This is a genomic window from Polaromonas sp., from assembly GCF_012927485.1.
In the GTDB taxonomy this organism is placed as follows: domain Bacteria; phylum Pseudomonadota; class Gammaproteobacteria; order Burkholderiales; family Burkholderiaceae_C; genus Polaromonas.
On sequence record NZ_JABBPC010000019.1, the window covers coordinates 1 to 11,888 of the forward strand.

12 protein-coding genes and 1 pseudogene are annotated in these 11,888 nt (G+C 57.2%); 5 read left to right on the forward strand and 8 right to left on the reverse strand.

Annotated features, from left to right (window positions below; genetic code table 11):
• The 5 genes and pseudogenes from HHJ16_RS07995 to flgL all read left to right on the forward strand — a co-directional run.
• Positions 1-184 (forward strand): annotated as a pseudogene (locus HHJ16_RS07995) (hypothetical protein); the annotation flags it as partial.
• Between the two features lie 157 nt (positions 185-341).
• A complete protein-coding gene (locus tag HHJ16_RS08000) occupies positions 342-860 on the forward strand; it encodes a chemotaxis protein CheW (protein WP_293642073.1) in 519 nt (172 codons plus the stop codon).
• A gap of 54 nt (positions 861-914) precedes the next feature.
• Complete coding sequence (locus HHJ16_RS08005) at positions 915-2,636, forward strand: methyl-accepting chemotaxis protein (RefSeq protein ID WP_293642074.1); 1,722 nt, start codon at positions 915-917, stop codon at positions 2,634-2,636.
• Between the two features lie 146 nt (positions 2,637-2,782).
• Positions 2,783-4,759 (forward strand): flagellar hook-associated protein FlgK, encoded by a 1,977-nt coding sequence (gene flgK, locus HHJ16_RS08010; RefSeq protein ID WP_293642075.1) that lies wholly within the window; start codon positions 2,783-2,785, stop codon positions 4,757-4,759.
• Positions 4,760-4,779: 20 nt separating this feature from the next.
• Positions 4,780-5,997: a flagellar hook-associated protein FlgL gene (flgL, locus tag HHJ16_RS08015; RefSeq protein ID WP_293642076.1), complete on the forward strand. Its 1,218-nt coding sequence runs from the start codon at positions 4,780-4,782 to the stop codon at positions 5,995-5,997.
• A gap of 207 nt (positions 5,998-6,204) precedes the next feature.
• Here flgL and fliR read toward each other — a convergent pair whose 3' ends face one another.
• From fliR to HHJ16_RS08055, 8 genes are all read right to left on the reverse strand, one after another.
• Positions 6,205-6,999, reverse strand: a complete 795-nt coding sequence (gene fliR / locus HHJ16_RS08020) for a flagellar biosynthetic protein FliR (protein ID WP_293642077.1) — start codon at positions 6,997-6,999, stop codon at positions 6,205-6,207.
• Positions 6,999-7,268, reverse strand: coding sequence for a flagellar biosynthesis protein FliQ (fliQ, locus tag HHJ16_RS08025; protein WP_293642078.1), 270 nt, complete (start codon positions 7,266-7,268; stop codon positions 6,999-7,001). The genes fliR and fliQ overlap by 1 nt, the downstream gene beginning before the upstream one ends.
• 37 nt (positions 7,269-7,305) lie before the next feature.
• On the reverse strand, positions 7,306-8,010 hold the full coding sequence (gene fliP, locus HHJ16_RS08030; RefSeq protein ID WP_293642084.1) for a flagellar type III secretion system pore protein FliP: 705 nt from the start codon (positions 8,008-8,010) through the stop codon (positions 7,306-7,308).
• 101 nt (positions 8,011-8,111) lie between these two features.
• The gene (gene fliO, locus HHJ16_RS08035) at positions 8,112-8,591 is read right to left on the reverse strand and encodes a flagellar biosynthetic protein FliO (protein WP_293642079.1); all 480 of its coding nucleotides are present in this window, start codon (positions 8,589-8,591) and stop codon (positions 8,112-8,114) included.
• Complete coding sequence (gene fliN / locus HHJ16_RS08040) at positions 8,588-9,043, reverse strand: flagellar motor switch protein FliN (protein WP_293642080.1); 456 nt, start codon at positions 9,041-9,043, stop codon at positions 8,588-8,590. The genes fliO and fliN overlap by 4 nt, the downstream gene beginning before the upstream one ends.
• Positions 9,036-10,040 (reverse strand): flagellar motor switch protein FliM, encoded by a 1,005-nt coding sequence (fliM, locus tag HHJ16_RS08045; protein WP_293642081.1) that lies wholly within the window; start codon positions 10,038-10,040, stop codon positions 9,036-9,038. Before fliM ends, fliN begins: the two co-directional genes overlap by 8 nt.
• 22 nt (positions 10,041-10,062) lie before the next feature.
• Entirely contained in the window at positions 10,063-10,542 is a 480-nt protein-coding gene (gene fliL / locus HHJ16_RS08050; protein WP_293642082.1) for a flagellar basal body-associated protein FliL, read from the reverse strand.
• A gap of 130 nt (positions 10,543-10,672) precedes the next feature.
• The coding region (locus HHJ16_RS08055) for a flagellar hook-length control protein FliK (RefSeq protein WP_293642083.1) at positions 10,673-11,888 on the reverse strand (1,216 nt) is incomplete at its 5' end.

The window sequence follows — 11,888 nt, forward strand, 5'->3', positions numbered from 1 at the left end:
CCGCGAAGTGGCCCCGACCAGGCGACCGGCGGTCATCAAGCCGCGTGCCGCACCGATGCAGCCCCCGGCCGCCAAACAGGCGATTGCCGCGCCACCGCGCAAGCGGGCCGAGCCCTTGCCAGCCAGGCGACTGGCGGTGGCCGTGCCTGCGGCGGCGGGTGCCGGTGAGTGGGAGGAGTTTTGATAATCACTCAATGACGGCTGAGCGCGCTGTTTTTTAAAGTTTTTTTGTAGTTGATCGGTCACTACTGATCAGCCTCTGTCAATGGCAGTGCTTTCAAGGCCTGCGGTGAGCAGGCGCTGGACCAGGGGTGCCGCCGTTATCGTTTAAAGGATCGCTTATGCACGCCACAATCAACGCCAATCCAACCGCAGCGGCAGGATTGCCGCCCGGCGCTGGTGTTGCCAAGTCGCTGGAGTTTCTGTCCTTCACGCTAGGTCAGGAAGAATATGGTATTGACATCCAGAAGGTGCAGGAGCTGCGCGGTTATGACACGGTGACCCGTATCGCCAATGCGCCAGCGCATATTAAGGGCGTTGTGAATCTGCGCGGCGTCATCGTACCCATCATCGACATGCGCATCAAGTTCAATCTTGGGGTGCCGACGTATGACCAGTTCACGGTCGTGATCATCCTCAATATTGACAGCCGTGTCATGGGAATGGTGGTTGACAGCGTGTCGGATGTGATCACCCTGGCGCAGGAACAGATCAAAGCGGCGCCAGAGAGGGGTTCCCTGCTGGACACCGATTACCTGATTGGACTTGGCACGCTCCATGAGCGAATGCTGATTCTGGTGGATATCGACAAGCTGATGAGCAGCCCAGAAATGGGGCTGATTGAAAGGGTAGCAGCATAAAAATGCGATTGATTGGGGTGTAACGGCCGATCTGAGTCAATGTAGGGGATACGAATGAAACTTAAAACGAAGATGATCACGGTAGTGGTGATGGTATTTGCGTGCTTCACGTTAGCCGTCGGCGTCGCGTTGCTGGGCATGCAAAATGTAAAGAATCGCTTCGAGCATTTTGTCCAGCAAGATCAGGCCCTGCTGCAGGCGGGAACAAATTTGTATGCGCAGGGGCTACAGATGGGGCAGGCGTTGCGCAATATCGTGCTCGAGCCTGCCAACAAAAAAGCCTATGAAAATTTGGCGGCTGCCAGCAGTGAATTCAAGACTGCTCATCAAGCGGCCCTAGCGCTTGCAGGATCCGATGCGCCAACGGTGAAAATTTTGCAGGAGATCGGCCGCTTGCGCGACCGGCAGCTTTTGCTCCAGGTCAAAATAACGGCGCTTGCAGAGGGTAATCAGAGCGATGCAATAGCCGCTTTGAATAGTGAGGAAACGCCGGCTTGGCGCGAACTGAAGGCGCGTCTGCTGGCGTTCATCCAGACGAAAAATGCCGAGGCAAAGACTACTGAGGCCGCTATGCTCAGCTTCACACAGCAGATGCTGAGCGCCAGTCTGGTACTGGCTTGCATGGCGATGCTGCTGGTCGGCGGCAGCATCGTCTGGCTGGCCAGATCGGTCATGAGACAACTCGGCGGCGATCCGCAATATACGGCTGTTATTGCCGCTTGCATCGCTGGTGGTGACCTGACTGTTGACGTCAAGACACGTCCAGGGGACGACGCGAGCCTGTTGTTCGCGATGAAGGCCATGCGCGACAGCCTGGCCAAAGTAATCGGCGAAGTGCGGCAGGGCACCGACACCATAGCCAGCGCCTCCAGCCAGATTGCCGCCGGCAACATGGACCTGTCCTCACGTACCGAAGGGCAAGCCAGCTCACTCGAAGAGACCGCCGCCGCCATGGAGCAGCTCACGTCCACCGTCCAGCAAAACGCCGACAACGCCCACCAGGCCAACCAGCTGGCCCTGTCCGCCTCCAGCGTCGCCGTCAAAGGCGGCAGCGTCGTCGCCCAGGTGGTAGGCACCATGGGCGCCATCAACGCCTCCTCCCGCAAGATCGTCGACATCATCGGCGTGATCGACGGCATCGCCTTTCAGACCAACATTTTGGCGCTCAACGCCGCCGTCGAAGCAGCCCGCGCAGGCGAGCAGGGACGCGGCTTTGCCGTGGTCGCCGCCGAAGTCAGGAGCCTGGCCCAGCGCTCGGCCGCAGCCGCCAAAGAGATCAAGACCCTGATCGGCGACTCCGTCGACAAAGTCGAGGAAGGCAGCAAACAGGTGCAAGAGGCCGGCCAGACGATGAACGAGATCGTCGACAGCGTCAAGCGCGTGACCGACATCATGGCCCAGATCAGCGTGGCCAGCCAGGAGCAGACCTCCGGGATCGAGCAGATCAACCAGGCCATCACGCAGATGGACCAGGTGACGCAGCAAAACGCCGCCCTGGTAGAAGAAGCCGCCGCAGCGGCCGCCTCCCTGCAGGAGCAGGCCGGCGCCCTGACCCAGGTCGTCAGCGTCTTCAAGCTCGATCAAGACCAGTACCGCGAAGTGGCCCCGACCAGGCGACCAGCCGTCATCAAACCGCGCGCCGCACCGATGCAGCCCCCGGCCGCCAAACAGGCGATTGCTGCGCCACCGCGCAAGCGGGCCGAGCCCTTGCCAGCCAGGCGACTGGCGGTGGCCGTGCCTGCGGCGGCGGGTGCCGGTGAGTGGGAGGAGTTTTGAGTGCGGGTTAGCCACTTTTCAGTGGGCATCGATTGGTGTAAATAAATTACACATTTACCCTTCAGTTCTTCTTGAGGCTGTCGTTATCTTAAAAGAGCTCTCGAGAAATTATCGGAGTTGCTTAGTCGCTTTAGAGGATCAGATTTATGTCGAATAGCATGTTTTATACCGGGCTTAGCGGCTTGAGCGTTTCGCAGGCCGCCCTGGTCACCACGGGGCACAATACAGCAAACGTCAACACCCCTGGGTACAGTCGCCAGTCGGCGCAGATTTCGTCGAACGGCGGCACGTATAACCCCGGTGTCGGCTTTTTCGGAACCGGCGCCAGGGTCAGTGACGTCACCCGCAGTTACGACCAATATTTGGTGTCGCAACTCAATCAGGCACAGTCGTCGAATCAATCGCTGACGACTTATTACACCCAGGTCAGCCAGATCGACAATCTGCTGGCCAATAAGACGGCGGGCCTGGCACCGCAGATGCAGGTGCTGTTTTCCCATGTGCAGGCGGTCGCGAATACGCCAGCCGACCCGGCGGCTCGGCAGCAATTGATCAGTTCCAGCCAAGCCCTGGCGAGCCAGTTTCGATCAATTAATCAATATCTGACCGGCCTCAACGCCAGCGTCAATGATCAGGTCTCCGGTAGCGTCGATCAAATCAATACCTACGCTGAGCAGATCGCCAATCTCAACAAACAGGTCGCCATGCTCAGCAATGCGGCTGGTGGGCAGGCGCCAAATGACCTCCTCGATCAGCGTGATCAGTTGGTCAATGAGCTGGGTAATCTGGTTGGTACCAAGGTCGTCGTCCAGGATGGCGGTCAATTCAACGTTTTTATTGGCAACGGACAAACGCTGGTATTGGGCGAAAAGGCCACTCGCTTAGCGACTATCAGCTCTGCAAGCGATGCAAATCACACGACCGTTGCAGCGGTTAATGCGTCTGGGAAAGCGGTGGAATTGCAGGAAAGCGTGATCTCTGGTGGTTCGCTGGGTGGTCTGCTGCAATTTCGCAGCGAGACGCTGACCAGCTCGCAAAATTCGCTGGGCCGCATCGCCATTGCATTGGCCGACTCTTTTAATGCGCAGCAGAATCTAGGTGTGGATCTGAACGGCGCGTTGGGAACAAACTTTTTTTCGCAAGCCAGTCCCGGCGTGATTTCTAACAGCAAAAACACCGGCAGCCTTGTGCTGACGCCATCGTTTACCGATAGCAATCAATTGACTACCAGCGATTACCGTCTGGATGTTAAGGCCGGTCCGGTGTACACGCTGACACGTTTATCAGACCAGCAGTTGATTCCTCTGGCGCCTGGTTTTCCGGGCACTGCCTCCACTACCTTCGACGGCGTGACACTCGCGTTCGCCAGTGGTACCGCGGCCGCAGGTGACTCGTTCCTGATTCAGCCAACCCGCGCGGGAGCGCGCGATCTGACTGTGCTGTTGTCTGATCCTTCCAAGATAGCGGCAGCTTCACCCGTTATCACCGGCAATACAGCCAGCAATCAGGGCAGCGGCGCAATCAGTGCCGGATCGGTCGATGCCAATTACCTGGCGGCCCCTCTGGCTGCTAACGTCACACTGACTTATAACAGCGCGACCAATCAATTCTCAGGTTTTCCCGCCGGCGCTGCGGTTGCGGTGACGTTCGCAAATGGTTCGACTGATCCCGCCAGCCCTTATGCGGCGGGTGCACCAGTCACCTATACGGAGGGGGCCAAGATGACCTTCAATGGCCTGACTGTCACTATCAGCGGTACGCCCTCTAATGGCGATAAATTCACCATAGAAAAAAATACCAGCGGCGTGTCCGACGGCAGAAATGCATTGTTGCTCGGGGCCTTGCAAAACAAAAAAACAATTAATAACGGCACGGCCAGTTTCAACGACGCTTACGCACAACTGGTCAGTACGGTAGGGAACAAAGCCCGGCAAATTGATATCGCAAATACGGCACAGACCAGCTTGACCACGCAAATTCGCGCTTCGCAGCAGTCCGTTTCGGGGGTCAATCAGGATGAAGAAACTGCTAATTTACTGATGTTCCAGCAGATGTACCAGGCCAATGCCAAAGTGATTCAGACCGCATCAACGATGTTTGATGCGGTACTGGGTATCCATTAGGCGCCATTGAGGAGTTCATGATGCGTATCAGCACCCAATCTTTTTATGATCAAAGTCGAACCGCCATGGGGTCGCAACAAGGCAGCCTCTTGCGCGTGCAGCAGCAACTCGGAGCGGGAACCAAGATCCTGGCGCCGTCGGACGATCCACTCGGTGCTACCCGGGCGCTTGCGGTATCGCAGTCGATCGCACTGAATTCGCAGTATTCGGCCAGCCGCGACCAAGCCACACAGACCTTATCGCTGGAAGACAATGCGTTGCAAAGCGTCGTCACCGTTATGCAAAACATCCGGAGCAGCTTTATCGAGGCGGGCAACGGCACCATGACAGATGCCGATCGCGCCACTATCGCGACCACGTTGCAAAGCAGTTTGGATCAGTTGCAGGGGCTGGCCAACACGGATGACGGCAACGGCCAGTTCCTGTTTGCTGGTTTCAAGAGTGCGAGTGCGCCATTCGTCCGTCAGACTAACGGCGGCATTGCGTATGCGGGTGACCAAGGTCAGCGCTTGATGCAGGTGGATGTCTCGCGGCAGATGGCCGGTACGGACGATGGCCGAAGCGTTTTCCAGTCGGTACAGGGGGGCGCTGGATATGTCAGCGCATCCGCTATCGGCAACATCGGCAGCGGCGTGTTCAGCTCGGCGTCAGTTAGCAACGTCGCCGATGTAAATTACGGAAAAGATTTTGTGATCACTTTTCCGACACCCACAACTTATCAGGTGGACACTGCGACCGTGCCTCCGGTGGCGATTTCCGCCGCGGCGCCCTACACGGCAGGAAGTCCGATCCAGTTTGGCGGATTGCAGATCAGCATCAGCGGTGCGCCCGCTAGCGGTGACAAGTTTAATGTCTCCACGGCTAAAAATGCAGGAACGGACGTTTTTGCTGCGGTCAGTGATGTCATCACCGCGCTGAAAAAGCCGTTGGACAACGCGGGCCCTGCAGCGCAGGCTCAATTGTTGAATGCCTTAAGTACAGGCAACCGGAAGATCATCAATGCGCATGACAATGTCCTGACCGTGCGGGCCTCCGTCGGTTCCCGCTTGCAAGAACTGGTCGCGTTGGGGGTTACCGGAGATAGCCGCACGCTGAATGACAAGAGTTATCTGTCCGATTTGCAGGACTTGAACTATGCCAGTGCATTGGCTGAGTTTTACCAGCGCCAGACGGCGCTGCAAGCGAGCCAGCAAACCTTTGTCAAAATCCAGGGAATAGCGCTGTTCCACTATTTGTAAGCAGGTTTGCTATCTATGGACGCGCGCTTTTGTCCTATTGGTAAGCATTAGGGCTCGATAGCCTATTTTTTTAAATAATTGTCATCGAATTATTTGGCTTGAAAACGCTTTGCCCTAAAGCATTTTGCGAGATCGCTTTTTTAGTGAGGACGCTTTCCGGTCGGTCCAGATTCCTGGGCAGCTTGCCACCTGGCCCTACCCGCAGTGCTACGGATGCAGAGCGTGCAGAAACTGCAGGAGTGACGTAAATCCAGCTGCAAATCGCGGCTGAAGAAACGGCGCGAGATACTGCATTGACAGCTGCAGCATGGCCATTCCTGCCAGCAGCGTGACGGGGAAACCCACCGCAAAAATACTGAACTGTGGTGACGCCCGGTTCAAGATGCCCATTGCGAGGTTCAGGGTCAGCAAAGTCGCAACCAGCGGAAGCGCCAGCATGAGTCCGTCTGAAATAATTTGTCCGCCCGCAGACGCCAACAGAAACCAGCCGCTGGCTGCCAGCGGTGCGTCTGCAAGAGGCAGCGTGCGAAAGCTTTCGGCCAGTGTCAGGATCAGCGTCAGATGGCCGTTCGTTGCCAGAAAAATCAAAATCGCCAATACATTCAGCAGTCGCGCAAGCACCATCGTGCTGCCGCCACTGGTGGGGTCGAAGAAGGTGGCAAAAGACAAGCCCATCTGCAGACCCGCATAGTCGCCCGCAACCTGCACAAGGGCAAATACCATACGCATCGAAAACCCCATCGCCGCGCCAATGAGGAGTTGCTGAATAAGAATCCATAATCCGCCGGCAGATACCAGCGGGACTGATGGCAGTGCGCCTAGCGTAGGCGCGATGACCATCGATAGCAAAGCGGCCAAGCCTATCTTGGCGGTGCGGGGCACCGCCGATTCACTGAAAACTGGCGCCGTGCTAATCAGCGCCATGATGCGTACAAACGGCCAGAGAAACGCCACCATCCAGACGCTCAGCTGGTCTGAGGTGACTGAAAAAATGGGTGGCATCAGCCTATCAGTTGCGGAATGGAGGCAAACAGATTCCGCATGTAATCGAGTATCAAGCTCAGCATCCACGGCCCCGCAATCACCAGCGTCGCGAACACCGCCAACAGCTTAGGAATAAATGACAGCGTCATTTCATTTATTTGGGTGGCCGCCTGAAACAGACTGATGAGCAAACCCGTGATGAGTGCAACCAGCAGCAACGGGGCGCCCAACAGCAACGAAACCTTCATGGCCTCGTAGCCCAACGACATGACTGATTCAGGCGTCATTTCAGCTCATCCTAGTTGGCTATTCACTGAAGCAAGCTTAGGTGTAAAAGCTCTGTGCCAGTGCGCCGATCAGCAATTGCCAGCCGTCGACCAAAACGAACAACATCAATTTGAACGGTAGCGCGATGGTTGCGGGTGGCACCATCATCATCCCCATGGACATCAGGACGCTGGCGACGACCAAATCGACAATCAGAAAAGGGATGAAGATGGTGAAGCCAATCTGAAAAGCGGTTTTAAGTTCGCTAATCACAAAGGCAGGCAGCAAAATCCGCAACGTCACTTGCTCCGGTCCTTCCATCGGCGGGACATTTGCAAGTTTTGCGAACAAGGCCAGATCGGCTTCACGGGTTTGCTTCAGCATGAATTGCTTGAAGGGTTGAACACCTTGCTGCAACGCCTGCTCGGCACTGATCTTGTTTTCACTGAAGGGCATGTAGGCGTCGCTGTAAACCTTGTCGAATACCGGCGACATGACAAAAAAGGTGAGGAATAGCGCGAGGCCGACCAGGATCTGGTTAGGGGGTGAGGACTGGGTGCCAATGGCCGTGCGCAGCAGTCCCAGCACGATGAGAATCCGGGTGAAGCTGGTCATTGACAACAACAGCGCGGGGAGAAAGGACAGCGAGGTCAACAATACCAGCGTCTGCACGCTGAGCGACCAGGTCTGGCTGCCGCCGGGGCCACGCGTGTTGACGATGCCCGGCAAGCCCTGGGCTGATGCGAAGGCGGGCACTGCCATCAGCAGCACCAGCAGGACGACAGGGAAAGCCGTGGATCCTATTACACAGCCGATAAAGCGCTTTGAAATATTCCCCGAAAAACGAACGGCGGTCATTTTTATCAGTCCCGCTTTTTCAACTTATTAAGTGTGTTGAGGGCATCACGTAGTTTTTGTGAAAAGGCATTTGCGCCGATGATCCCATTCATGGCCGGCGCTGCTTGCGCTTCAGAGGACTTTTCGGCCGCCATGGTGTGCAGCGCTCGGACCTGGCCCGCTGCCACCCCCAGCACCAGCCACGAGTCGCCTATTTCCACCACCACCACACGCTCGCGCTGACCCACCATGACACTGGATACCACTTTCAGCAGGCGGCCACTGCCCATCGTCTGCAGACCAAAGCGGCGCACGGCCCAACCGGCCAGAAAAATCAGTGCCAGAACGACCGCCAGACCAAAGCCTGCCTGTAACAGGCCCGCTGCGCCGAACGATCGTACAGGTTCTGAGGCTGGAGTTGGCACGGTGGGAAGGACCGCGCCGGCGCCAAAACTTAGCCAGGCGAGTAGCGACGCTGCCACCTTGGGAACGGGCAACCCTTTCATCGGTTCAACTTCTGGATCCGTTCGGAGGGGGTGACGATATCGGTCAGGCGAATACCGAACTTTTCGTTCACCACCACCACTTCGCCCTGCGCAATCAGGTAGCCGTTGATAAAGACGTCCATCGGCTCACCTGCAAGGCCCTCCAACTCGACCACCGAGCCTTGCGAAAGTTGCAGCAGACTCTTGATGGTGATACGCGTACGGCCCAGCTCGGCGGTCAACTGCACAGGCACATCCAGAACCCTGGCGATGTCGCCCATGGCAATGTCCGAACCAGTGTTGTTTTGTAGCGGCGGAAAGACCCGGTCACCCGCCGGCGTGGTGGACGCGGCCTGCGCCTGCTCCGGCTCCTGCACGGGGGCGGTCTGGCTGGCTAGCGCTTGCTCGGCCAGCGCGCTGCCCCAGACATCATCCGTCGTTTCCACCGGATCCTGCTTGTTGCCTTTACTCATAGTTGCTGTCCTTACTTGAATCAATGTCTTGGTGGCTGATCATCTTCTGTACCCGCAGCGCATAGCGTCCGTTAGACGTACCGTAGCCACATTCCATGACCGGAACGCCATTCACCTTGGCGACAATCGTTGTCGGAATTTCGACCGGCAAGACATCCCCGGCTTGCAATTTCAGCAGCTGGCCAATACTTGACTGGAACGTCAGAAAATGTGCCACGAGTTCAACGTCGGCGCTTTGTACCTGGCGCGACAGCTGCTTGACCCAGCGTTTGTCAATTTCTACTTCGTCCTTCAGGGGATTCGACAGCAGGTCCCGGATAGGCGCAATCATGGAATAGGGAATGCAGACCGTGAGCACGCCCCCAATGGGACCGAATTCGATCTGGAAGGTGGTGGAGATCACCACTTCGTTGGGGGCCACAATATTGGCCAGCCGCGCGTGCATCTCCGAACGTATAAACTCGAAATCGAGCGGATAGACCGGCTGCCAGGACTTGCCATAACTTTCCAGCGTCAGGTTGAGCAGGCGTTTGATGATGCGTTGTTCGGTTGGCGTGAAATCGCGGCCTTCGATCCGAACGTGGTACCGCCCGTCGCTGCCAAACAAGTTATCAACCACCAAAAACACCAGTTTGGGGTCAAACACAAACAATGCGGTGCCCCGCAACGGCTTCATCTGGATCAGATTGATATTGGCAGGTACCGGCAAATGCCGAATGAAGTCACTGTACTTTTGAATCTGCACCGTACCGACTGAAATATCGGCGCTGCGTCGCATGAAAATCAGCAGAGCACTACGCAGATGTCGCGCAAAACGCTCGTTAATGACCTCCAGCGTATTCATGCGACCGCGCACGATACGCTCGTCGCTGCCCAGGTTGTAGGTTACCGGCCCATCCACCACCGGCGGCGGCACCGGGGCGACGTCGGTCTCACCGGCGACACCTTGCAGAAGCGCATCTATCTCTTCTTGAGAGAGCTCGTGTTCATAGGCCATGGGAGAAATTCATTGAGCGTATTCACTGCAGCATGAAGGTGGTAAACATCACGCTGGATATTTTTTGCAGCGGCAGATCCGGTCCGAAGGGCTGGTTCAACGTTGCCATGAGTTCACTTGCCAACAAGGCTTTGTCACTCGGCATGGCGAGCGACTCGGCCTCTCGATTGGAGAGCACGCTCAGCACCCGACTACGCACTTCGGGTAAATATTGAATGACTTGGCTCTGCGACTTGGCATCCGCCATTTTCAGTGTCAGACCGACGTGCAGAAAGCGCATTCGACCGTTGGGTTGCAGGTTGACCGTAAAAGGCTCCAGGGCGATAAAAATAGGATCTGCCGGTGCCTTGGCCACTTCCTTGTGGGGTCGATTGGCGCCCAAATAATAATAGGCTGCGGCTGAGGCGCTTGCAATTCCAAGCGCAACAAAGGCGAACAGTAGGAGGAACTTGCGAGTCTTTGGAGCCTTGGGGGTCTTTACTTTGGAAGGGCCTGTGTCCATGACTTTGCTGCGTGAATTAGAGGATTGATTGTTTGTCAAAAGGCCTCGCAATCATCGGTTAATAAAAAGGGGGAAAGCGCTTCAACTCCGCCATTTGCGCCAGCCTCTGGGCGGGTCGTTCAGTTTTCTTTCAGGCATACGTATCGACGCTGATTCCGTTGCTTCGACGGAGTGGCTCGGAGACGGTACCGATACTGAGGGTTTCAGTTTTTACCATGCTGTTATTGCGGTAACTGCGGGAGTCGGAGTTTCTGCTCTGGCTTTGAGCAAATGACGCCTGCTGCTGGTTCTCGGCGCTGATGGAGGTATTGCCTAGACTGATTCCGCTATCAGCCAGCGTGGTACGCAGTTGCGGTAGCGCCGCCTCCAACGCAGCGCGGACCGATGAATGTGCAGAGACAAATACGGCTTGAATTTGTTGATCGCTCAGGCTCAGTGTCACCTTCAGCGGGCCCAGCCCTGGCGGGTTGAGTTGGAGTTCAGCGACCTGATGCCCGGCATTGCCCATTTGGATCATTTGGTGGCCAAGCGCTTTGCCCCAGTCGCTGCTGCCTACGGCCGGCGACAGCGAGAGGCTAGCCATTGCCGTTGCTGTTGCCGTTGCCGGGTTCGGGCTAGAAACGCCGCCGGAGCCGTGCGTGGCTGCATTCAGTGCATAAGCCGGTAAAACGGCATTGGCGCTGGACGTGGCAGCGTCGGGGGCCGGCGGGGTGGGTCGGGTGGGGTCGGCCACCGCAGCGGGAGGGGGCGCTACGGTGGTCCCCGCTTTGGCCGCGCCGTGGAGGGTGGCCGGTGCCAGGTTGGCGGCTACTTCGCGTAACCCGTCCGACTTGTTGGCGGGCTTGCTATCGCGTTTTGAGGACTGAGGGTGAAGGTCTATTTCCGGTGCGGCGGGGATTTCCACGGTTTTCATGGCATCCAGCGAAATGGTTGAACTGTCGTCGACAGTCACCGGACTGGGCGGGCCGTGTCGTGTCGCCCGGCCAACGTCCTTGGGGGGCGGCGCCAACAGGGTAGTCGCCAGCGAAGACGGTGCGTTCGTACTCATGGCGACTTCGCTTGCGGCCACCGACCCGTCGGTAGGCACGGCTGACGTCGCCAGCAAACTTGTCAGCGGGGGACTGGCGCTGCTGGAGGCGGCACCGTCGGCGGCTGTTCCCGCACCGCCGGTTGGCGTAGCTTGAATGAATCTGTTTTCCAGCGGAATAAAAGGCACGGACACGGCAGTAATCAAGTTATCCGGCAGCGTCTCGGAACCGGCGGCCTGGCGTCGAGCGAGCGCGGTGAGGGGCGGCTTGACAGTGGGTTTTTCGGTGGTTTTTCCAGCCGGTGCCCGTGAGCGCGAC

What these genes read in the sequence shown, in the direction of transcription:
- fliO (WP_293642079.1), bottom strand. Translation starts at nt 8,591, where the DNA reads ATGAAAGGGTTGCCCGTTCCCAAGGTGGCAGCGTCGCTACTCGCCTGG.
- fliM (WP_293642081.1), bottom strand. Translation starts at nt 10,040, where the DNA reads ATGGCCTATGAACACGAGCTCTCTCAAGAAGAGATAGATGCGCTTCTG.
- HHJ16_RS08000 (WP_293642073.1), top strand. Translation starts at nt 342, where the DNA reads ATGCACGCCACAATCAACGCCAATCCAACCGCAGCGGCAGGATTGCCG.
- fliR (WP_293642077.1), bottom strand. Translation starts at nt 6,999, where the DNA reads ATGCCACCCATTTTTTCAGTCACCTCAGACCAGCTGAGCGTCTGGATG.
- fliQ (WP_293642078.1), bottom strand. Translation starts at nt 7,268, where the DNA reads ATGACGCCTGAATCAGTCATGTCGTTGGGCTACGAGGCCATGAAGGTT.
- fliN (WP_293642080.1), bottom strand. Translation starts at nt 9,043, where the DNA reads ATGAGTAAAGGCAACAAGCAGGATCCGGTGGAAACGACGGATGATGTC.
- fliP (WP_293642084.1), bottom strand. Translation starts at nt 8,010, where the DNA reads ATGGCAGTGCCCGCCTTCGCATCAGCCCAGGGCTTGCCGGGCATCGTC.
- flgK (WP_293642075.1), top strand. Translation starts at nt 2,783, where the DNA reads ATGTCGAATAGCATGTTTTATACCGGGCTTAGCGGCTTGAGCGTTTCG.
- flgL (WP_293642076.1), top strand. Translation starts at nt 4,780, where the DNA reads ATGCGTATCAGCACCCAATCTTTTTATGATCAAAGTCGAACCGCCATG.
- HHJ16_RS08005 (WP_293642074.1), top strand. Translation starts at nt 915, where the DNA reads ATGAAACTTAAAACGAAGATGATCACGGTAGTGGTGATGGTATTTGCG.
- fliL (WP_293642082.1), bottom strand. Translation starts at nt 10,542, where the DNA reads ATGGACACAGGCCCTTCCAAAGTAAAGACCCCCAAGGCTCCAAAGACT.